This window comes from Gryllotalpicola ginsengisoli DSM 22003 (assembly GCF_000419445.1).
GTDB lineage: Bacteria > Actinomycetota > Actinomycetes > Actinomycetales > Microbacteriaceae > Gryllotalpicola > Gryllotalpicola ginsengisoli.
This window is the reverse complement of the sequence record NZ_AULK01000004.1, coordinates 235,334-256,264: the sequence shown is the minus strand read 5'-3', so window position 1 is coordinate 256,264 and position 20,931 is coordinate 235,334. Positions and strand designations below refer to the sequence as shown.

The following is a 20,931-nucleotide window of genomic DNA, read 5'->3' as shown; positions in this document are numbered from 1 at the left end:
TGAAGGGGCTGGCATGCCCCGCTGGTCGACTCAGGCGCAGCCTGAAGGGGCTGGCTTGCCCCGCTGGTCGACTCAGGCGCAGCCTGAATGGAGACCAAGGGCCTCAGTGCACATATTCGAGCAAGTCGAGCCCGATCGTGCGCATGCCCTCGATGACGCCGAGGCGCACCGGCAGGGCCGAGTCGTCGAAGTACATCGAGACCGCGTAGGCGACCCCGGCACGCGGCCCGCGCAGCACGCCGACCTCGCTGCGCACCCCGTTGTCGGTGCCGGTCTTGTTCACGAGCAGCAGGCCGTGGTCGGCGCCGCGGTGTGCGAGCGGGTCGAGCCCGAAGGCGCCGGCCACCAGCGACAGGTCGGTGTTCAGCGACAGCCACTGCACCACGCGCTGGCTGGTGGGCTGGTCGACGATCTCGCCGCGGGCGAGGGATGCGAACAGCCAGACCAGCTCCTTCGCGCTGCCCACCGACAGCTGCGGTGCGTCATCCGGTCCGCGCCGGTCGCGCACCAGGTCGAGCAGGGCGGTGCGGGTGAGCCCGAGCTGCTCGGTGCGGGCGCTGACGGCCTCGAGCCCGATGCGGCGCAGCAGCACGTTGGTGGCGAGGTTGTCGCTGGTCGAGCCGATCAGCGCGGCGAGGTCGGCCAGCGGCAGCGACGGCACGGCGAGGTGCTGCCAGACCCCGGCGTCGCCGACGGCGTCGCGCGCCTCGCGGTCGAGCAGGGTGAGGCCGCTCGTGTGCCGGGCCTGCAGCTGGGCGGCGACCTCGACGAGCAGCAGCACCTTGCCGATCGAGGCGGTCGGCATCACGACGTGGTCGTCGACCGAGAACAGCACGCGATCAGAGGCGAGGTCGACGGCGCGGGCCGAGACCTGGACGCCGGCCAGGGCGAGCTCGCCGAGGGCGGCGAAGCCGCGCGCGAAGCTCTGCGAGGTGTCTTCGCCGCGGTGCCGGCCGCGGGGGAGCGCGGTGTGCCGGGAGCGCCTGCCGGTCGCCGCGATCCCGGCTGTGGAGGCGGTGCGCTGCAGGCCCTCTGGGCGATGTAACACGGCGACCCCCTCCTTCGGATGGAGACATCCTATGCGGCATCCGTCGCCCCGGATGCCGCCCAGGGGCGCGCCGGTAGGATCTTCACGAACCTCTTACACGAGCCCTAGACCGAGCCCCAGACCGAGCCCCAGACCCAGCCCTGGATCCGCCCCTGGATCCAGCGCACCTCGCAGCGTTCTCGCGTTCCCCTCCAGGAGAAAAACCGCATGGCAGAGCCGTCCCGTTCCACCGCCGAAACCGCCGAAACCGCCCGCCTCGACGCCGTCATCGCGCTCGCGCAGCACCGCGGGTTCGTCTTCCAGTCGGGCGAGATCTACGGCGGAACCCGCAGCGCGTGGGACTACGGCCCCCTGGGCGTGGAGCTCAAGGAGAACATCAAGCGGCAGTGGTGGAACACCTTCGTGCGCGGCCGCGGCGACATGGTGGGCCTCGACTCGTCGGTCATCCTGCCGCCGAAGACGTGGGAGGCCTCCGGCCACCTCGCCACCTTCAACGACCCGCTGACCGAGTCGCTCATCACGCACAAGCGCTACCGCGCCGACCACCTCTTCGAGGAGTACGAGCGGGTCAACGGGCACCCCCCGGTGAACGGGCTCGATGACATCCCCGACCCCGACAACCCCAAGGTCGTCGGGCAGTGGACCCCGATCCGCCAGTTCAACGGCATGCTCAAGACCTACCTCGGCGTCGTCGAGGACGAGTCGGGCCTGGCCTACCTGCGGCCCGAGACGGCGCAGGGGATCTTCGTCAACTTCCTCAATGTGCTGCAGACCAGCCGCAAGAAGCCGCCGTTCGGCGTCGGCCAGATCGGCAAGGCGTTCCGCAACGAGATCACGCCGGGCAACTTCATCTTCCGCACCCGTGAGTTCGAGCAGATGGAGATCGAGTACTTCGTGCCGCCGGCCGAGGCCGGCACGTGGTTCCGGAAGTGGGTCGACGACTGCGTGAACTGGTTCCTCGACCTCGGCCTGCGCCGCGAGGATCTGCGCCTCTACGACGTGCCCGAGGAAGATCGCGCGCACTACAGCGACGGCACGATCGACGTCGAGTACAAGTTCGGCTTCGAGGGCGACCCGTGGGGCGAGCTGATGGGCATCGCCAACCGCACCGACTTCGACCTGTCCAGCCACTCGAAGGTCTCCGGCCGCGACCTGTCCTACTTCGACCCGACCAGCAACGAGCGCTGGACCCCGTACGTGATCGAGCCGTCCTTCGGCCTCACCCGCTCGCTGATGGCGTTCCTCGTCTCCGCCTACGACGAGGAGGAGGTGCCGACCGCGAAGGGCGGCACCGAGACCCGCACCGTGCTGCGCCTCGACCCGCGGCTGGCGCCGTTCAAGGTGGCCGTGCTGCCGTTGTCGAAGAAGGAGACCCTGACCCCGCTCGCGCAGAAGATCGCGGCCGAGCTGCGCGGCGACTGGAACGTCGACTACGACGAGACGCAGGCGATCGGCCGCCGCTACCGCCGACAGGACGAGATCGGCACGCCCTACTGCGTCACGGTCGACTTCGACTCCCTCGAGGACGACGCGGTCACCGTGCGCGACCGCGACACCATGCAGCAGGAGCGCATCCCCGTCACGGGGCTGCACGCCTACCTGGCCGAGCGGCTGCGCGGGGCGTAGCGGCTACCCGCGCGCTTTCCGCTCCGACCACTCCGACGCGGTGACCGCGTAGATCGCGATGTCGTGCCACTCGCCGTCGACGATCTCGCGGTCTTTGAGCAGCGCCTCCTGGCGCATGCCGAGGATCTCGCAGAGGCGAGCGGATGCCTCGTTCCGGGAGTCCAGCTCGGCGAACACCCGGTGCGCCCCGAGCTGATCGAAGGCCAGGTCGATCACCGCCGTGGTCGCCTCCGTGGCGAGGCCTCGGCCGTGGATGGCGGGGTGGAACACCCAGCCGATCTCGAACTGCGCGTTGCGGATGCTCTTGGCGAAGAGCGACACGTCGCCGATCTCGCCGCCCTGCGAGCCATCCGCCTGCTTGAACTCGACCGCCCAGACGAAGCCGTCGCCGGGCCGCGAGATCGTGGAGCCGGCGAGGCGCTTGGTGATGCGGCCGTCGGTCTCGCCGTCGTGATCGCGCACCTCCCAGCGCAGGTACTTCACGACCGACTTGGCCTTGTGGAAGGGGCCGTGCGCGGCGGTCGCCTCATCGAGCGTGAGTGGCCGCAGCACGAGCCGATCGGTGGTCAGGATGCACGCGTCGATCGGCACCGTCGCCGGGGCGGGCTCGTCGTAAGCGGTCGTCATGGCTGCACTCCCTCCCGTGCTGCCGGGGCGGGTCACCCGGCCTCGGGGACAGCCTAAGCGCTCTGCAGACCGCCTTCTGACACGTTGCTTTCTTCATCGGAAACGGCTAGAGGAGCCGAAACGTCGATGCCGAACACGGCCGCGACGCCGTCGACGAATGCCGCCGCCTCGCCATCGCGCGCGAGCTCGCGGGCGCGCACGCTCGGCGTGTGCAGCAGCACGCCCGCGAGGTGCCGCAGGGCCCGCTCGATCTCGGGGGCCGATTCGCGGCCGGCGTGCCGGGCGATCTCCTGCTCGAGCACATCGAAGACGTGGCGGCGCAGGGCCACGAGCGCCGGTTCGACGTCGCGCTCCGCGGCGCGAGCGGCGAACTCGGCGGCAGCGGCGCCGACCAGTTCGCGCGCGTCGTCGGCCGCCTGCAACTCCTCGAGCGGGGCGTGCAGCGAGATCGTCTCCAGGTCGAGCAGCTCCACCCCCTCGACGTCGGCGACCGCGGGGTCGACGTTGCGGGGCAGGCCGAGGTCGATGACGAGACGGCGGCGCGGAGCATCCGTCGCTGCGTCTGCTGCGCCGGCTGCGTCTGCTGCGACTGCCGGACCCGCTTCGCGCATGATGTCGGCGGTCACGACGACCGCGGGGGCCACCGTGCAGGCGATGACGAGGTCGGCGGATGCCGCGGCGGCGGCCAGCCCGGAGGCCGGCACCGCCTCGATCTCGTGCTTGACGGCGAAGGCCTGCGCGCGCCCGGTGCGGCTCCACACGGCGACGTCGGTGACGCCGCGGTCGCGCAGCGCCGCGAGGGAGGCGGCGGCGTAGCGGCCGGTGCCGACGAGCAGCACCCGAACCGCGGACCAGTCGGCGAAGCGGCTCTCGGCCAGGTCGAGGGCCAGGCGCACCATCGAGCGGCCCTGCGTCATGAGTCCGGTGGAGTTCTTCACGCCGCGGCTGGTGCGGCTCGCGCCCTGGAACAGCCGCTCGAGGTCGCCGGTGACCGTGCCGGCCTTGCGGGCGGAGGTGTACGCGCGGCGCACCTGGCCGGCGATCTCGCCCTCACCCACGACGACGGACTCGAGGCCGCTCGAGACCGAGAACAGGTGCTCGGCGACCGCGTCGGAGGTGAGCAGCTCGCTGCCCTGGGTCAGCTCCGTCGGGTCGACCCCGGCGGCGCCGCTGACGAGGCCCACCAGCTCGGAGACGTCGGCGCCGCGGGAGGCGAGCTCGCGCTCGTCGACGTCGAGGTAGGCCTCGAACCGGTTGCACGTGGCGAGCACGACCGAGCCGTTCACGCCCTCTGCCTCACGGATGGCCGCGGTCACGGCCTCTGCGCCGCGCTCCAGCCGATCGAGGAGGTCGAATCCGGCGGTGCGGTGGGAGGACGTGAAGCAGACGAGCACGGGTTGCAATGTTACGCCGCGTCGGATAGGAGCCTGCTGCGTGCCGGGGCGTCGGCGTTGCCGGTCAGGATGGGACGCCGTTGCCGGTCAGGATGGGACTCGGGCCGGCGGCGGCTCTGGGAGAATCGGGGCGTGACTTCTGACACGGGGATCTCCGGCACCGCCGGCGCCGGCGCGCAGCATCCGCAGGCCGCCCACCTGCTCGACCCGGCCCACCCCCTGGTCACCGGCCGCACCGCGAACTCGCCGCTGATCACGGCCTACCGCGGCACGCGGCCCGAGGTGACGCCGGTGTGGTTCATGCGGCAGGCCGGCCGCTCGCTGCCCGAGTACCGCGAGTTGCGCGTGGGCCACGCCATGCTCGACGCCTGCCTCGACCCCGAGCTGGCCGCGGAGATCACCCTGCAGCCGGTGCGCCGGCACGGCGTCGACGCCGCCATCTTCTTCAGCGACATCGTCATCCCGCTGCGGCTCGCCGGCGTCGAGGTGGAGATCGTGCCGGGGCGCGGCCCGGTGTTCGCGCACCCGGTGCGCAGCGCGGCCGACGTCGCCGCGCTGCCCGAGCTCACCCTCGACGCGCTGGAGCCGGTGGTCGCCGGCGTGCGGCGCACGGTCGCGGGGCTCGAGGCGATCGGCGACGGATGCACGCCGCTGATCGGCTTCGCCGGCGCGCCGTTCACCCTCGCCGCCTATCTCGTCGAGGGCGGCCCCTCGAAGGAGCATCTGGCCGCCCGCACCCTCATGCACGCCGACCCGGAGGCGTGGCACGCCCTGATGGCGTGGGCCGCCGACACCACGGGGATGTTCCTGCGCGCGCAGGTGCTCGCCGGGGCATCCGCCGCGCAGCTGTTCGACTCGTGGGCGGGCTCGCTGTCGCTCGCCGACTACGTCGAGCACGTGGCCCCGGCCTCGGCGCGCGCGCTGTCGCACGTGGCCGACCTCGGGGTGCCGAAGGTGCACTTCGGCGTCGGCACCGGCGAGCTGCTGCCCGCCATGCGCGACGTCGGCGCCGACGTCGTCGGGGTGGACTGGCGCGTGCCGCTCGACGTCGCGGTGCGCCGGCTCGAGGGGCGTGTTCCCGTGCAGGGCAATATCGACCCCGCCCTGCTCGCGGCGCCGTGGCCGGTGCTCGAGGCGCACGTGCGCGACGTTCTGCGCCGCGGCGACGCGGCGCCCGCGCACGTGCTGAACCTCGGGCACGGGGTGCCGCCCGAGACCGACCCCACGGTGCTCACCCGCATCGTCGAGCTGGTGCATTCACTGCGCCCGGCGCAGCGCGTCACGCCGGTCGACTCACCGGCGCAGCCGGTGAATGGAGACCGCCCGTGACCGACTCCGAGGCTGCAGATGCCCACGAGGCCCTCGACCACCTGATCTACGACAACCCGACCCGCGTCGTCATCGTCGGCGGCGGCATCGGCGGCCTGGTGGCGGCCAGGGAACTGGCCCGGCCCGGATTCGAGGTCACGCTGCTCGAGGCATCCGATCGACTCGGCGGATCGGTCGCCCCGCTCGACCTCGAGCTCGCCGACGGCAGCTCGCTGCGCGTCGACGCCGGCGCCGAAAGCTTCGCCACGCGCGGCGGCCACGTCGCCGGCTACCTCGACGAGCTGGGCCTCTCCGACGAGGTCGTCACCCCGAACCCGGCCGGCGCCTGGCTGCAGCTGCCCGGCCGCGCGGTGCCCGCGCCGAAGGGCGGCATGCTGGGCATCCCGTCGTCGCCGCTCGCGGCGGACGTGATCGCGGCGATCGGATGGCGCGGCGCGCTGCGCGCCTACCTCGACCGCGTGCTGCCGCCCCTGAAGATCGGCCAGGAGCGCAACCTCGCCCGCCTCGTCGAGCGCCGCATGGGCCGCGCCGTGCTCGACGACCTCGTCGCCCCCGTGACGACCGGCGTCTATTCGGCGGCGCCCGACCAGCTCGACGTGGCCGTCGCCGCGCCGGGGCTGAACCCCGCGCTCACCCGCGAGGGCTCGCTCTCGGGGGCCGTCGCGGCGCTGCGCGCCGGCGGACCGAGCAAGGCCGGGTCGGCCGTGGGCGGGATCCGCGGCGGCATGTGGCGGCTCGCCGACGCACTGGCGACGGATGCCTCGCGCCGCGGCGCCGTGATCCGCACCGGCGCGCGCGTGGTTGGGCTCGAAGGGCGCTACCTCGTGCACGTGGCGGGGGAGGAGGAGCCGCTCGAGGCGGACGCGGTGCTGATCGACGCGCCGTCCGCCGAGGCGCTGCCGCTGCTCGCATCCGTCTCGCCGGCGCTCGCCGCTGCCGCCGACGCGGCCTGGCCGCCCGCGACCAGCGTCGAGCTCGCCACGCTCGTGCTGGACGCCCCGGCCCTCGACGCGGCGCCGCGCGGCACCGGCCTGCTCGTCAGCGACCGTGTCGATCCGGAGTTCGCCACGGCCAAGGCGCTCACGCACGTCAGCGCCAAGTGGGGGTGGCTGGCCGAGCAGCTGCCGGCCGGGCGGCACGTCGTGCGGCTCTCGTATGGCAGGGCCGGGCGAGAGAGCGAGACGCCGACCTGGTCGGACGCGAAGCTGCGTGCGCGGGCCGTCGCCGACGCATCCGCGCTACTGAATATTCCTCTTTCGGAATCCGAGGTGGTGGGGTTCGCCCGCACCTCCTGGAGCAACGCGCAGCCGCTGGCCGCTGTCGGGCAGCGTGAGCGGCTGGCCGCCCTGCGCGACGCGGTCGCCGCAGAAGACGCGATCGAGGTTACGGGAGGCTGGGTCGCGGGTACGGGGATGGCATCGGTCATTCCGCATGCGAAGGAGGCGGCGGCCCGCCTGCGTGGGCTACGCTGGCGTTCATTGACCGAATCGTGACCGAATCGCAAAAGGCCGAATCGCAAGAGATTGCAGAGATTGCGGGGTACCGAATGAAGGGCAAGCTTCTTTTCGTGGTCGGACTCGGGGTGGGATACGTCCTCGGCTCCCGGGCCGGCCGAAAGCGGTACGAGCAGATCGCCGGCGCCGCCAACAAGGTGTGGCAGAGCCCCGGCATCCAGAAGCAGGTGCACGCCGCACAGGACTTCGCCGCGGAGCGGGTCGGCGATATTCCGGGCGCGGTATTCGACACCGCCCGCAAGGCAGCCACCGGCGCCATCAACGTCGTGCAGGAGAAGGTCTCGGCCAAGAAGTCCGCCCGGAAGCCGGAGTCCCCGTCGGGCACGGTCGAGAACCCGGCGCAGACGCCGCCCGGCACCTCGGGTGCGTCGAAGACCGACGCCTCCAAGACCGAGGGCGACCCGCTCGCATCCGAATTCAAGGCGACCAACGACAGCGCCAGCAACGACAGCGCCACTAACGACAGCGCCAGCAACGGCGGCGCCAGCGGCAGCGGCGACTAGTAGGAGCGCGATCGATGGCCTCCCGTTCCCTCGTCGAGCTCGTCAGCGAACTGCCGCAGCTGTTCATCGGCCTGCTCAAGGCCGAGCTGAACCAGCTCAAGGCCGAACTGTCGGTCAAGGCGAAGAACGCCGCCTTCGGTGCGGCGATGTTCGGTGCCGCTCTCGTCATCGTGCTGCTGCTGGTGCCGGTGCTCGTCACGGCGGCGATCCTTGCGTTCTGCCTGATCGTGCCCCCCTGGGCGGCGGCGCTGATCGTGGCCGGGATCATGGTCGTCGTGATCGCCGTGCTTGTCATCATCGGCATCACGTTCTTCAAGCGGATCGGCTCGGCTGCGCCCGAGCAGACGATCACCAGCGTCAAGAGCGACGTCGACGCCGTGAGGGGAGTGGGCGACTATGACTTCTGAGACGGGAAAGAAGACCCCGACCGCGGAGGTGCAGCGCGCCCGCGCCGAGCTCGTGGCCGCGCTCTCCGAGTTCGAGGACAAGATCAACGTGCCCAAGCGCATCCGCCGCTTCAAGGCGGAGGCGCCGCAGAAGTTCTACGCCGTGGTGGGAACAGCGGGCACGGTGGCGGCGGGGCTTGTCGCGCTCGGCGTGCTGGCCATCGTCAAGCGCCGCTAGGCGTAGGCGCGCGTTTCTTTGCGGGTCCTACGCGGGCAGGTCCTACGCGGGCGGGTCCTACGCGGCGCGCGTCGCGCCGGTCGACTCCGCCGACTTGCGCGCCTGGGCGAGCTGGGCGCGGCGCTTCCAGGACAGGATCAGCGCCTCGAGTTGCGCGTTGCTGAAGGAGCTCGGGTGATGGGCGAGCGACTCGGCGAACTCGGCGCGTTCGGCGGCGGTCAGGCTCTTGCTCCACGGGAACGTGATCAGCATCTGCTCTTCGCCGCTCAGGTGCTCGACGAATTCGGTCTTCTTGCGCCGACGGCTGCGGCGGGGGGTGCCGGCCGCGGCGCCTGAGGTGCGTTCAGAGGTCATAACGTAGGTGGTAACCAGGCGGTGTGCGCATTTATTCGACGGATGCCTCGGGTTCGCTGAGCGCGCACGCAGAGTTACCCGAATGTGATGCCCGGGCGGCGGTCTCGATTTTTGCGCCGGGCGCAAGAGAGGCGAAACTGGAAGCCATGACGAACTCGGCTGCCGACCAGGCAGCGGCCGCACCCTCCGACGTCGACCCGACCTCCGACCAGCCCCAGCCCGACGGCTACACCCTGTGGGTCGTCCTGCGCCGCGACCACTTCCGCAGCGGCGAGGCCGTCGACGTCGCGGGCCCGGAGGGCGTCGTCGAGCTCGACCAGGCGGTGGCCCGGGCCGCCGCGAAGGGCGTCACCCTGCGCGGCTTCTACGACGTCAGCGGGTTCAAGGCCGACGCCGACCTGATGTTCTGGATCTGGGGGCCGCAGCCCGAGACGCTGCAGGAAGTCGCCCGCGAGCTGCGCCGCACCGCGCTGCTCAAGCACCTGCACCCGGTCTGGAACGCGATGGGCGTGCACCGCGCCGCCGAGTTCAACAAGGCCCACATCCCGGGATTCCTCCGCGGCAAGGACGCCAAGGCGTGGATCACCGTCTACCCCTTCAACCGCAGCTACGACTGGTATCTGCTCCCCGATGAGGACCGCCGGCGCATGCTCGCGGACCACGGCCGCAAGGGCGCGGCCTTTACGGGCGTGCTCGCCAACACGGTCGCCGCGTTCGCGCTCGGCGACTACGAGTGGCTGCTGCCGATGGAGGCGGACGAGCTTCACGACCTCGTCGACATGATGCGCGAGCTTCGGTACACCGAAGCCCGTCTGCACGTGCGCGAAGAGGTGCCGTTCTACACCGGCCGGCGCATCGCGACGGCCGAGATCCCGGAGGTCATACGTTGACGACATACGACGCGGTCCTGCTGTCGAGTTTCGGCGGCCCGGAGGGCCAAGACGACGTCATCCCGTTCCTGCGCAACGTCACGGCCGGCCGCGGCGTGCCCGACGAGCGCCTCGAGGAGGTCGCGCACCACTACCGCCACTTCGGCGGCGTGAGCCCGATCAACTCCCAGAACCGCGCGCTCAAGGCCGCCCTCGAAGCCGAGCTCTCCAAGCGCGGCATCGACCTGCCGGTGTACTGGGGCAACCGCAACTGGGCGCCGTACTTCAAGGACGTCGTCGCCGAGGCCGCCGCGAACGGCCACACCCGCCTGCTCGGGCTCGTCACGAGCGCCTACACGAGCTACTCGGGCGTCGGGCAGTACCGCGAGGACTTCGAGAAGGCGCTGCTCGACAACGGCCTGACCGACACGGCGTCCATCGACCGCATCCGCGAGTACTTCGACCACCCCGGCTTCGTCATGCCGCTGGTCGAGGGCGTCAAGTCCGGCGTGAAGACGCTGACGGATGCGGGCTACGGCAGCTCCGACATCCGTATTCTCTTCTCCACCCACTCGATCCCCACGGCCGCCGCGAAGGCGTCGGGCCCCGAGTTCGGCGAGCACGGCGCATATGAGGCGCAGCACCTGGCCGTCGCCGAGAAGATCCGCGAGCTCGCCGCACCGGGCGTCGCCTGGTCGCTCGTCTACCAGTCCCGCTCCGGAGACCCGCGGGTGCCGTGGCTCGAGCCCGACATCAACGACTTCATCACCGGCCTCGCCGACCGGGGCGAGGCGAAGGCCGTCGTCGTGGTGCCGTTCGGCTTCGTCAGCGACCACATGGAGGTGCTCTGGGACCTCGACAACGAGGCGAAGGCGACCGCGGAGGAGGCCGGCCTCGGCTTCGTGCGCGTGCCGACCCCCGGGGTGCACCCGGCCTTCGTCGCCGGTCTCGTCGACCTGATCGAGGAGCGCCTGAACGACACCCCGGCCGAGGAGCGCCCGCACCTGACCGACCTCGGCCCGTGGCCCGACCACGAGACGGTGGGCACCTACCGCGATCCGGCGCAGCCGGGCTCCGCCCCTGCCGCCCCTACCGCCCCCACTCCTCCGAGCGAGACGGTCGAGGCGACCGCCTGATGGCCGGCACGCTCCGTGTCGGCACCCGCGGCAGCGCGCTCGCGCTGGCGCAGACGCAGCAGATCGCGAAGGCGCTCGGCCGGGCGGCCGGGCTCGAGATCGAGCTCGTCACGGTGACGACGCAGGGCGACACGTCCACCGCCAACCTCGCGAGCCTCGGCGGCACGGGGGTGTTCGCCTCCGCGCTGCGCGAGGCGCTCGTGGCCGGCGAGGTCGACGTGGTCGTGCACTCCCTCAAGGACCTGCCGACTGCGCCGTACCCGGGGCTGAAGATCGGGGCGATCCCCAAGCGCGCCGACGCGCGCGACGTGCTCGTCGCCCGCGACGGGCTCACCCTCGCCGAGCTGCCCGCCGGCGCGGTCGTCGGCACCGGGTCGCCCCGGCGCATCGCCGAGCTGCGCGCCGCACGGCCCGACCTCGAGGTGGCGCCCGACCTGCGCGGCAACATCGACACCCGCATGGGCAAGGTCGCCGCGGGCGAGCTCGATGCGGTCATCCTCGCCGCCGCGGGCATCGACCGGCTCGGCAAGGCCGACGCGGTCTCCGAGCGGTTCGCGCTCGCCGACTGGCCGACGGCGCCCGGGCAGGGGGCGCTCGCGCTCGAGGTGCGTACGGATGCGGCATCCGATGGATCTCGCGCGGACGTGCGCCGCGCCCTGCTGAAGGCGCTCGACGCGGTCGACCACGCCACCACGCACGCGAACGTCGTCGCCGAGCGGGCCGTGCTCGCGGGGCTCGAGGCGGGATGCGCGGCTCCCGTCGCGACCAGCGCGATCGTCGACGACGGCATGCTGTTCCTGACCGCGAGCGTGTACGCGCTCGACGGGTCGCGAAAGCTCACCGCCAACCACGCGACGGTGCTCGACTCGACGTCGAAGTTCGACCTGCTCGCCGGCGCCGACGAGGTCGCCCAGCGGGCCGTCGACGAGCTGCTCGCGGCCGGCGCGAAGGAGCTCGCATGAACGGGGACTGGCACCTGGGTCAGCCGGAGCGGCGCGAGAAGCCGGAGAAGCCGCTGACGGGCTGGCGCGTGCTGGTTCCGCGCGGCGGGCCGTGGGGCGACACGGTCGCCGCCGACCTGCGCGCGCAGGGCGCCCAGCCGGTGGTGGCGCCGATGATCAACTTCGCGCCGTCGGCCGATCTCGAGGGGTTGCAGGCGGCGCTCGGGCGGCTCGCCGCCGGGGAGTACGACTGGGTGACGGTCACGAGCGCCACCACCGTCGACGTGCTGTCGACCTACCGGGCGGCGATTCCGCCGCAGACCCGCGTGGCCGCCGTCGGCGAGACCACGGCCGCGGCGCTCAGTGCGGCCGGCTACCGGGTCGACCTGGTGCCCGACGGCGACAACTCCGCGCGCGGGCTGCTCGAGGAGTGGAACGAGGCCACGGGCGGCGAGGTTCCGCTCAAGGTGCTGACCCTGCGCTCGGAGATCGCGAAGCCGCTGCTGACCGAGGGCCTCGCCCGGCTGGGCCACCACGTGGACGCGGTCGTCGCCTATCGCACGGTCGGGGTGCCGGTCGACCAGAAGATCATCGACGACGTGCGGGCCGGGCGGGTGAACGCGATCCTCGTGACCTCAGGCTCGGTGGCGCAGCAGGTGGCCGAGCAGCTGGCGCCCATTCCCGAGGGGACGCTGATCGCCGCGATCGGGCCGCAGACCGCGCGCGACGCCCGCGGCTACGGGCTGAAGGTCGACTTGATCGCCGCCGAGCGCTCGGCCGACTCCCTGATCGACGCGGTGGTGCAGGCCTCGCGGGTGGAGCTGTAGGGGCTGCTGCGCCGCGGGGCGGTTGCCGTCCGCTGGTCGACTCACGCGCAGCGTGAATGGAGACCTGCGCCCCGGCCCCCCGTCGCGAAAATCCCAAAACGCACGCTACGGAGGAACTCCTGCGAGATAGTTCCTCCCGATCCTGCGTCTTGGGATTTTCGCTGCGAGGCACGCGACGCGGCGGGTGCCTCGCGAGCCGCCCGTAGCGGTCGGTCCACCTACCGCAGCGCGAGCTCTGCCACGATGTGCTCGTGCCCGCACATCGCCGCCACGTGTTCCATGCCCGGGTCGGACTGGCCGCTGGAACCGATCGGCTCGTGCCTCTGAGCGAGCTTGCACACCTCGATCCAGCAGCCCATGATGCGGCTCTTGCCAAGTACGACGACACCCCGGAGCGACAGCGGCTGCGAGACACCGTCATCCCGATCATCGGGAGGAGGTGGACCGAGGTCGTGTTCCTCAGCCCGGTGCATCCGCACGCGATCTGGCAAGCGTGGCGCGAGCTGACCGGGCAGGAACTCGCGCCGCTGCCGTTCTGGGCGATCCCGGTAGCCGCGCTTCCGACGGAGACCGTCGTATTCACGAGGGCGCGCAGTGCCGTGGGAGATCCCATCCACCCCGACGAGGTGACTGCTCTCGACAAGGGCTCGTTCCGCACGGCGTTGCAGACCACGCCCGAGAACCGGGATTGGCTGGCGAGCCTCGCCGCTCGAGGAGCGAAGGGCGCGTGGTTCAACGGCACGCCGCACGTCCTCGCTGGCGGCGACGTCTCGCTCCGCGACGCGCAGACAATCAGCTGGGAGGAACCATTTGCCGCGACACTATGACGGTGCCGCGAAGCCGAGCCCGGCGTAGAGCGCATGCGCTGCCGGCGAGGTGCCTTCCCCGACACGGAGCGAAAGCGTCGTGTCGCCGTGCGCTCGGCAGGCGGCGATCGCGCCCACCATGAGCGCGCGGCCGATTCCGAGACCACGGTGCGACGGATGCACGAACAGATCGATCACGAACGGGCCGGGCAGGTCCTCGTCCCAAATCGACCGGGCCACCACGAGTACGGCGCCCGCAGGGTCGCCGCCGATGAGGGCGAGAAGGCTTGCGTCGCGCCGAAGCTTCCCGAAGTCGCCGGCGAAGGTCATGTCGATCTCGGTGCGAGCCTCATCGAGATCGTGTGCGCCGACTTCGGGCGGGTAGCTGTCGCGATACAGAACCGCGAGGTCTTCGCGATCGGCATTGGTGATCGGCCTAACCCTCAGACCGGGGAGGGTCGAGGTGGTCGGCAGGGAATTGTCGAGCGCGAGGATTCGCACGTCGCTGGGCATGGGTGTTCCGTTCGTTCGTGTCGGGTGCGGGGAGCGGGTCAGCGCCGCGGTGCGGCTTCAGGAACGGAACATGGGGTCAAAGTATCAGTGAGGGGTCGGCCTTGGTCTCCATTCACGCTGCGCGTGAGTCGACCGGCGGCTGCGGACGCGTGAGCCGATCAGCGGGCTCAGCGCAGGACCCCGCTCACAGACAACGCTCGTAGGGTTGTCAGACGTGACCGACGTCCTGCATCCCACCATCCGCCCGCGCCGCCTGCGCGGCACCCCCGCCCTGCGGCGCATGGTCGCCGAGACGCGCATCCACCCGGCCGAGCTGGTGCTGCCGATGTTCATCCGTGAGGGGGCGAGTGAGCCGGTGCCGATCGCGAGCATGCCCGGCGTGGTGCAGCACTCGCTCGACAGCTTCAAGGCGGCGCTGCACGAGGCGGCCGAGGCCGGCATCGGCGGGGTGAACCTGTTCGGGGTGCCGCTCGAGCACGACGCCATCGGCTCGGGGGCGACCGACCCCGAGGGCATCCTCAACGTCGCCACCCGCATCGCCCGCGAGGAGGTCGGCGACGCGCTCGTCGTGCAGACCGACTTGTGCCTCGACGAGTTCACCGACCACGGGCACTGCGGCGTGCTCGCCGTCGACGGCTCGGTCGACAACGACAAGACCCTGGTGCGCTACCAGGAGATGGCCGTCGCGCAGGCGACGGCGGGCGCCGAGCTGGTCGCACCGAGCGGGATGATGGACGGCCAGGTCGCGGCGATCCGCTCGGCCCTCGATGCCAACGGCTTCGAGAACGTGGGCATCCTCGCCTACTCGGCCAAGTACGCGAGCGCGTTCTACGGCCCGTTCCGCGAGGCGGTCGACAGCCAGCTGAAGGGCGACCGGCGCACCTACCAGCAGGATCCCGCCAACCGTCGCGAGGGCCTGCGCGAGGCGACCCTCGACCTCGCCGAGGGCGCCGACATCGTCATGGTGAAGCCGGCGCTGTCGTATCTCGACGTGCTCTCCGAGGTCGCCGCCGTCAGCGACGTGCCGGTGTGGGCCTACCAGGTCTCGGGCGAGTACGCGATGCTCGAGGCCGCCGCCGCGAACGGCTGGATCGACCGCGAGCGGGCGATCCTCGAGACGCTGACCGGCATCCGTCGCGCGGGCGCCGACGCCGTGCTCACCTACTGGGCCGTCGAGGTCGCGAAGGAGCTGCTGCCGCGATGAGCAGTGCCGCCACCACCAACAACAACACCACGACCACCAACGAGGCCGAGTTCGACCGCGCCCGCCGCGTCATCCCGGGCGGCGTGAACTCGCCGGTGCGCGCCTACCGCTCGGTGGGCGGCGCACCCCGCTTCCTCACCTCCGCCCGCGGCGCGTACGTCACCGACGTCGAGGGCCGCGAGTATGTCGACCTGGTCGCCTCCTGGGGGCCGGCGATCCTGGGCCACGCGCACCCCGAGGTCGTCAAGGCGGTGACGGATGCCGCAGGCCGCGGCCTCTCGTTCGGCGCCACCACCCCGGCCGAGACGGAACTCGCGGAGCTCGTCGTCGAGCGGCTGGGTGGCGCCGGTGGTCTCGTCGACGAGCTGCGCCTGGTCTCCACCGGCACCGAGGCGACGATGACGGCGATCCGCCTCGCGCGCGGGGTCACCGGCCGGCCGCTGCTGATCAAGTTCTCCGGCCACTACCACGGCCACTCCGACGGGCTGCTCGCCGAAGCGGGCTCGGGCGTCGCGACGCTCGCGCTGCCGGCCTCCGCCGGAGTGCCCGCGCCCATCGCCGCGCAGACGCTCGTGCTGCCCTACAACGACCTCGATGCCGTGCGGGAGGCTTTCGCCGCGCGCCCCGGCGAGATCGCCGCGGTCATCGTGGAGGCGGCGGCGGCCAACATGGGCGTCGTCGCGCCGGATGCCGGCTTCAATGCCGCGCTCACGCAGCTCGCGCACGAGAACGGCGCGCTGCTGATCCTCGACGAGGTGCTCACCGGGTTCCGGGTGTCGGGGCGGGGGTATTGGGGGATCGACACGAGCTACCTGCCCGACCTGGTCACCTTCGGGAAGGTGATCGGGGGCGGCATGCCGCTCGCCGCGCTCGGCGGCCGGCGCGAGGTCATGGAGTACCTCGCCCCCGTCGGACCGGTGTATCAGGCGGGCACCTTGTCGGGGAATCCGCTGTCGGTCGCGGCCGGGCTCGCGACGCTGCGGCTGGCCGACGCATCCGTCTATGACACGCTCGACCGGGTCAGTCTGCAGCTGCAGCGCGCGGTGTCGGCGGCGCTGTCGGCCGCGGGGGTCGCGCACACGATCCAGACGGCGGGCAACCTGTTCTCGGTGCTGTTCGCCGAGGAGCCGGCGCGCGACTACGCCGCGGTGCAGGCGCAGGAGGCGTTCCGGTACGGGCCGTTCTTCCACGCGATGCTCGAGCAGGGGGTCGCCCTGCCGCCGAGCGTGTTCGAGGCGTGGTTCGTCACGGCCGCGCACGACGACGCGGCGGTCTCGCGCATCGTCGAGGCGCTGCCGGCGGCGGCGAAGGCGGCGGCGGAGGCGCGCCCCCTATAAGCGATAGCGATTCGTCACGTTTCGGGCGTCAGGGCCGCTCTGGCGGCACAAATCGACGAATGAGAGGCGAGCCCAACGGCGACTCGTCACGATTGGCTGGTCGCCGCCGCACCGGCGACACAAATCGACGAATCGACGGAGGGCGGCACCCCCGCGACAGGGGATCGGGAAGCGGGCAGACTAGCTCTATGGCCGACCTGCACGTGCACCGCGACCGCCTCGAGATCCGCCTCACCCGGGCCGAGAAGGCGCTCGCGTTCCGCAAGGACGACCTCCTGGTCATCCCGCGGGAGCGCATCAGGTCGGTCGCGATCACCCAGGACCCGTGGATCTGGATCCGCGGCGTGCGCGTGCCCGGCATGGGCATTCCGCTGACCCTCGCGATCGGCACCTGGAAGTACCACGGCGGCAAGGACTTCCTCATCGTCAAGGGCAAGAGCCGGCCGGCGGTCGTGATCGACATCGAGCAGCCCGAGGACGGGACCGAGGGAGAAGTGGTCGCCGACGGCTACGACCGGGTGATCGTCTCGACCGCGCACGCGACGGCGCTCATGCAGGCGCTGCGGGCCGAGTCGCGCCGAGACGCGGAGCAGGAGCAGCCCGCTGCGTCTCCTACGGCCGGGCAGCCCGCTGCTTCCCCAACGGCCGGGCCGGCCGAAGGGCCCACAGCCGAGCAATGACCGGCTCGCCGCGGCTCGCGGTCACCTCGAGGCGCAACCGGTCGACCTCGCGCGGCGCGAAGCGCACGATGCGCTGATAGCCCACGGCATCCGTCTCGGCCAGCACCTGCCAGCCGCCGCGCCCGAGGGCGCCGCTCACGACGACGTGCTCGACGCGCTGGCCCTCGGCGATGTGCTCGCGCACGACCACCGCGTCGACGAGAGACGGGCCGCCGTCGAGGACGAGCACGAAATCGCGCGGCGACGCCGACATGACGGATGCCGCAAGCCGCCGCTCCTCGAGCTCGCGCACCCGCTCGCCGAGCCCCTCGAGGGCGGCCACGTCGGCGGGAGCCAGCAGCCCGTCGGGCCGCGGCGGCACGTTCAGCAGCAGGCACGCGTTGCCGCCGACGGCGCGCAGGTACAGCTCGAACAGCTCGTCGGGGGAGCGCACCTCATCGTCCTCCGCCGGGTGGTAGAACCAGCCGGGGCGGATCGACATGTTCACCTCGGCCGGGTACCAGATCAGCTCTCCGCGGTAGCCCTCGAGCGCGCGGCGGCTGCCGAGATCCTCGTCGGCGCTCGTGACCATGCGCCGGAACGCGCCGTCGTCGACCTGCTGCGACTTCGCCGCGATGCGCTCGACGTCGCGCAGCTCGGCGGGCACGACGCTCCACTCGTTCGCGCGGGTGGCGCCGGCCTCGTTGCCGACCCAGCGCACGTCGGGCCCGCAGACGCTGATCACGGCGTCGGGCTGCAGGCGGCGGATGGTCGCGTAGTAGCGCTCCCAGTCGTACTGCTGGGTCTTCCCGTTCGGGCCCTCCCCGTTGGCGCTCTCCCCGTTGGCCCCGTCGAGCCAGACGCAGAAGATCGGGCCGTAGCCGGTGAGCAGCTCGGTCAGCTGGGCGACGTAGAAGTCGTCGTAGGCGGCGCCCGACCCGTAGGAGGGCTCGGTGCGATCCCACGGCGAGAGGTACACCCCGAACTTCAGGCCGTGCCGGGCCGCGGCATCCGCCGCCTCGCGCACCACGTCGCCGCGGCCGCCCCGCCACGGCGAGGCCGCCACCGTGTGGTCGGTGACCCGGCTCGGCCAGAGGCAGAAGCCGTCGTGGTGCTTCGCGGTGAGGATGACGCCGCGCATCCCGGCGGCCTTGAGCGCCCGCATCCACTGATCGGCGTCGAGCTCGGCCGGGTTGAAAAGCCCCGGGTCTTCGCCGCCCCGCCCACGCCCCAGCCCCCACTCGCGGTCGGTCATGGTGTTCATGCCGAAGTGCAGGAATCCGTAGAACTCGAGCGCCTGCCACGCCAGCTGCCGCGGCGAGGGCCGCACGGCGACCAGCCGCTCCTCGAGCGTCATGCCGCCCGCACGACGGTGCGTCCGCGCACCCCGCCGGCCAGCAGCCGGTCGGCGGTCTCGAACACCTCGGCGAGCGTGATCTCTGTGGTCATCCCGTCGAGCAGGGCCGGGTCGAGATCGGATGCGAGGCGAGCCCAGGCCTCCTCCCGCGCGGCGAGCGGCTGCTCGACGGAGTTGATGCCCGCGAGGGTCACCCCGCGCAGGATGAACGGCATGACCGTCGTCGGCAGCTCGGAGCCGCCCGCGAGGCCGCAGGCCGTCACGGTGCCGAAGTCCTGCGTCTGGGCGAGCAGGTTGGCGAGCGTCGTGCCGCCGACCGCGTCGAGCGCGCCGGCCCAGCGCCGCTTCTGCAGCGCCGGCCCCGGCTCGGAGAGCTCCCGGCGGTCGATCACCTCGGCGGCGCCGAGGCCGCGCAGGTAGTCGCCCTCGCTCTCGGCCCGGCCGCTCGAGGCGACCACGTGGAAGCCGAGCTTCGCGAGCACGGCGATCGCGACGGATCCGACGCCGCCGGCCGCTCCCGTCACGACGACCGGTCCCTGCTCGGGCGTGAGGTCGCCGCGCTCCAGCGCCAGCACCGAGAGCATCGCGGTGAACCCGGCGGTGCCGATCGCCGCCGCCTGCCGGTCCGAGAGCCCGTCCGGCACGCGCACGAGCCGGTCGCCGGGCACGATCGCGCGCTCTGCCAGCCCGCCGTGCCGGCTCTCGCCGAGCCCCGCGCCGTTGAGCAGCACCCGGTCGCCCGGCTGCCAGCGCGCGTCCTGCGACTCGGCGACCCGGCCCACGACGTCGATGCCCGGGATCAGCGGCGAGGTGCGCGCCACCCCGGGCCGGCCGGCGATCGCGAGGGCGTCCTTGTAGTTGAGGCCCGAGTACGTCACGTCGAGCGCGACGGTGCCGGCATCCGTGCCGGCATCCGTGCCGTCATCGGTGCCGGCATCCGTGTCATCGGATGCGCTCAACCAGGCATCCTCGAGCTCGCGCACCTCGGCGCGGTGCTCCCGGATCCTGCCCTTCTCGACGGTCTGCTCGATCACCACGGCGTGAAAGCTCATGGGGCCAGCCTAGGCAGGGGTGATAGCCAAGCTCTCTAGAGAGCCGAGATGGTCCACCCGGCCGCGTGCGCTGCGCCCGGCTCGAGCACGACCAGGTCGGTGCCCGAGTTGAACGCGTCGGGCGGGCAGGTCATCGGCTCGACGGCGAGGCCCTGGCGGGTCACCCGCGGGTCGGGCAGGTCGGCGGTGTGCACCTGCACCCAGGGGCAGGCGGCATCCCACGAGATGGCCGTGCCGCTGCCGTCGGCGGCCCGCACCTCGACGCGGGTGCGGCCCGAGGCATCCGTCGCGAGGCCCGTGAACGCGTGGTCGATGAAGACGTCGCCGATCGCGCGCGTCTCGCGGAAGTCGAACGCGCCGCCCTGCTCGGAGACCGGGCGGGTGCCGGTCGGCAGCAGCCGGTCGGGGGTCACCTCGAGCACCCGGTCGGCGGGCAGCAGCAGGGTCCACTCGTTCACAGCGTTCGGGCGCACCGCGTCGCCCGCCACGAGGTACGGGTGCGGGCCGGTGCCCCAGGGCGCCGCATCCGCGCCCGAGTTCGAGCCGGTGACCTGCGAGAACAGGCCGTCGGCGGTCAGCTCGTAGACGACCTCGACGTCCACGCGGTGCGGGTAGCCCTGCTGCGCCTGGATCGTCGCGCCGAGGGTCACGCGCGACGGGGTCTGCTCGATGGCGCCGAAGTCGAGCCAGGCGACGAGCCCGTGCAGCGCGTTTCCGCGCTCGGGCTCGGTGAGAGCCACCTGCTGCTGCACGCCGGCGAAGGTGTACCGGCCGTCGGCGATGCGGTTGGGCCACGGCGCGAGCACGGCGCCGCGGAACGCCGGGCGGGGCGCGTCGGCCTCGAACGGGACGACGAGGTCGCGGCCGGCGTGGGTGAGCTTGCGCAGGCTCGCCCCGACGCTCGCGATCACCGCCGAGTAGTCGCCGTAGGAGAGCTCGTACTGGGTGCCGGAGAGCGGACGCGTCATGGGGTCAACGCTAGCGGGCGAAAGGCCCCTCGCGCCGCTGCTGGGGCGGCTGCGAGGGCCGCTGCTACGCCCCCGCCGAGCGTGCCATGTGCAACGGCTATGCGCGGCGTGACGCGCGGGTTACGAAGCGGTCGTACCTGTTGACCCGGCCGCCGCGGATCCCGTAGGCAGGTGATCTGCTCGCTTTTTCTGCCCCGCGTTCGGGGGTGGGCGAGTTGGTAACCATCAACCGGATTCACCATC

At 72.1% G+C, this 20,931-nt stretch carries 22 protein-coding genes; 14 read left to right on the top strand and 8 right to left on the bottom strand.

The annotated features are described in order from the left end of the window. Positions 1 to 103 precede the first annotated feature (103 nt). Complete coding sequence (locus H563_RS0109715) at positions 104 to 1,000, bottom strand: serine hydrolase (RefSeq protein WP_027479301.1); 897 nt, start codon at positions 998 to 1,000, stop codon at positions 104 to 106. A gap of 255 nt (positions 1,001 to 1,255) precedes the next feature. On the opposite strand from H563_RS0109715, the gene H563_RS0109710 reads away from it, so the two are divergent. Then, positions 1,256 to 2,674 carry a glycine--tRNA ligase gene (locus tag H563_RS0109710; RefSeq protein WP_022882412.1) on the top strand — a complete coding sequence of 473 codons (1,419 nt, stop codon included), beginning with the start codon at positions 1,256 to 1,258 and terminating at the stop codon, positions 2,672 to 2,674. 3 nt (positions 2,675 to 2,677) lie between these two features. Here H563_RS0109710 and H563_RS0109705 read toward each other — a convergent pair whose 3' ends face one another. Both H563_RS0109705 and H563_RS16070 read right to left on the bottom strand, forming a co-directional pair. Further along, positions 2,678 to 3,301 carry a GNAT family N-acetyltransferase gene (locus tag H563_RS0109705; RefSeq protein ID WP_022882411.1) on the bottom strand — a complete coding sequence of 208 codons (624 nt, stop codon included), beginning with the start codon at positions 3,299 to 3,301 and terminating at the stop codon, positions 2,678 to 2,680. Positions 3,302 to 3,354: 53 nt separating this feature from the next. Continuing rightward, positions 3,355 to 4,695, bottom strand: coding sequence for a glutamyl-tRNA reductase (locus tag H563_RS16070; RefSeq protein ID WP_022882410.1), 1,341 nt, complete (start codon positions 4,693 to 4,695; stop codon positions 3,355 to 3,357). 132 nt (positions 4,696 to 4,827) lie between these two features. Here H563_RS16070 and hemE point away from each other — a divergent pair, with 132 nt between their 5' ends. Genes hemE through H563_RS0109675 form a run of 5 tightly spaced genes read left to right on the top strand, consistent with a single transcriptional unit; the run spans position 4,828 to position 8,665 of the window. Beyond that, complete coding sequence (gene hemE / locus H563_RS16065) at positions 4,828 to 6,024, top strand: uroporphyrinogen decarboxylase (protein ID WP_022882409.1); 1,197 nt, start codon at positions 4,828 to 4,830, stop codon at positions 6,022 to 6,024. Beyond that, the gene (hemG, locus tag H563_RS16060) at positions 6,021 to 7,517 is read left to right on the top strand and encodes a protoporphyrinogen oxidase (protein WP_022882408.1); all 1,497 of its coding nucleotides are present in this window, start codon (positions 6,021 to 6,023) and stop codon (positions 7,515 to 7,517) included. Before hemE ends, hemG begins: the two co-directional genes overlap by 4 nt. Beyond that, the gene (locus tag H563_RS17920) at positions 7,514 to 8,041 is read left to right on the top strand and encodes a hypothetical protein (RefSeq protein ID WP_155865151.1); all 528 of its coding nucleotides are present in this window, start codon (positions 7,514 to 7,516) and stop codon (positions 8,039 to 8,041) included. The genes hemG and H563_RS17920 overlap by 4 nt, the downstream gene beginning before the upstream one ends. Positions 8,042 to 8,055: 14 nt before the next feature. Beyond that, positions 8,056 to 8,448, top strand: coding sequence for a phage holin family protein (locus H563_RS0109680; RefSeq protein ID WP_022882406.1), 393 nt, complete (start codon positions 8,056 to 8,058; stop codon positions 8,446 to 8,448). Continuing rightward, positions 8,438 to 8,665: a hypothetical protein gene (locus H563_RS0109675; RefSeq protein ID WP_155865149.1), complete on the top strand. Its 228-nt coding sequence runs from the start codon at positions 8,438 to 8,440 to the stop codon at positions 8,663 to 8,665. The genes H563_RS0109680 and H563_RS0109675 overlap by 11 nt, the downstream gene beginning before the upstream one ends. A 57-nt stretch (positions 8,666 to 8,722) precedes the next feature. On the opposite strand, the gene H563_RS0109670 is transcribed toward H563_RS0109675, so the two are convergent. Continuing rightward, complete coding sequence (locus H563_RS0109670; protein WP_022882404.1) at positions 8,723 to 9,019, bottom strand: hypothetical protein; 297 nt, start codon at positions 9,017 to 9,019, stop codon at positions 8,723 to 8,725. 146 nt (positions 9,020 to 9,165) lie between these two features. Here H563_RS0109670 and hemQ point away from each other — a divergent pair, with 146 nt between their 5' ends. From hemQ to H563_RS0109645, 5 genes are all read left to right on the top strand, one after another. Then, entirely contained in the window at positions 9,166 to 9,909 is a 744-nt protein-coding gene (gene hemQ, locus H563_RS0109665; RefSeq protein WP_022882403.1) for a hydrogen peroxide-dependent heme synthase, read from the top strand. Further along, positions 9,906 to 11,024, top strand: a complete 1,119-nt coding sequence (locus tag H563_RS16050) for a ferrochelatase (RefSeq protein ID WP_022882402.1) — start codon at positions 9,906 to 9,908, stop codon at positions 11,022 to 11,024. Before hemQ ends, H563_RS16050 begins: the two co-directional genes overlap by 4 nt. Beyond that, positions 11,024 to 11,986, top strand: coding sequence for a hydroxymethylbilane synthase (gene hemC, locus H563_RS0109655; protein ID WP_022882401.1), 963 nt, complete (start codon positions 11,024 to 11,026; stop codon positions 11,984 to 11,986). The genes H563_RS16050 and hemC overlap by 1 nt, the downstream gene beginning before the upstream one ends. Then, entirely contained in the window at positions 11,983 to 12,792 is an 810-nt protein-coding gene (locus H563_RS0109650) for a uroporphyrinogen-III synthase (RefSeq protein WP_022882400.1), read from the top strand. Before hemC ends, H563_RS0109650 begins: the two co-directional genes overlap by 4 nt. 251 nt (positions 12,793 to 13,043) lie before the next feature. Continuing rightward, entirely contained in the window at positions 13,044 to 13,619 is a 576-nt protein-coding gene (locus H563_RS0109645; RefSeq protein ID WP_033210322.1) for a hypothetical protein, read from the top strand. Here the strand turns inward: H563_RS0109645 and H563_RS0109640 are convergent. After that, a complete protein-coding gene (locus H563_RS0109640) occupies positions 13,614 to 14,111 on the bottom strand; it encodes a GNAT family N-acetyltransferase (protein ID WP_022882397.1) in 498 nt (165 codons plus the stop codon). The genes H563_RS0109645 and H563_RS0109640 overlap by 6 nt on opposite strands. A gap of 214 nt (positions 14,112 to 14,325) precedes the next feature. On the opposite strand from H563_RS0109640, the gene hemB reads away from it, so the two are divergent. The 3 genes from hemB to H563_RS16045 all read left to right on the top strand — a co-directional run bounded on the left by hemB (position 14,326) and on the right by H563_RS16045 (position 17,332). Then, on the top strand, positions 14,326 to 15,315 hold the full coding sequence (gene hemB, locus H563_RS0109635) for a porphobilinogen synthase (RefSeq protein WP_022882396.1): 990 nt from the start codon (positions 14,326 to 14,328) through the stop codon (positions 15,313 to 15,315). Then, positions 15,312 to 16,652, top strand: coding sequence for a glutamate-1-semialdehyde 2,1-aminomutase (hemL, locus tag H563_RS0109630; protein WP_022882395.1), 1,341 nt, complete (start codon positions 15,312 to 15,314; stop codon positions 16,650 to 16,652). The genes hemB and hemL overlap by 4 nt, the downstream gene beginning before the upstream one ends. Positions 16,653 to 16,840: 188 nt before the next feature. Next, entirely contained in the window at positions 16,841 to 17,332 is a 492-nt protein-coding gene (locus H563_RS16045) for a hypothetical protein (protein WP_022882394.1), read from the top strand. On the opposite strand, the gene H563_RS16040 is transcribed toward H563_RS16045, so the two are convergent. From H563_RS16040 to H563_RS0109610, 3 genes are read right to left on the bottom strand one after another with little or no spacing between them, the layout of a single operon-like run. After that, the gene (locus H563_RS16040) at positions 17,265 to 18,668 is read right to left on the bottom strand and encodes an alpha-L-fucosidase (protein ID WP_022882393.1); all 1,404 of its coding nucleotides are present in this window, start codon (positions 18,666 to 18,668) and stop codon (positions 17,265 to 17,267) included. The genes H563_RS16045 and H563_RS16040 overlap by 68 nt on opposite strands. After that, positions 18,665 to 19,720, bottom strand: coding sequence for an MDR family oxidoreductase (locus tag H563_RS0109615; protein WP_022882392.1), 1,056 nt, complete (start codon positions 19,718 to 19,720; stop codon positions 18,665 to 18,667). Before H563_RS0109615 ends, H563_RS16040 begins: the two co-directional genes overlap by 4 nt. Positions 19,721 to 19,755: 35 nt before the next feature. Next, positions 19,756 to 20,688, bottom strand: coding sequence for an aldose 1-epimerase family protein (locus H563_RS0109610; RefSeq protein WP_022882391.1), 933 nt, complete (start codon positions 20,686 to 20,688; stop codon positions 19,756 to 19,758). Positions 20,689 to 20,931 lie beyond the last annotated feature (243 nt).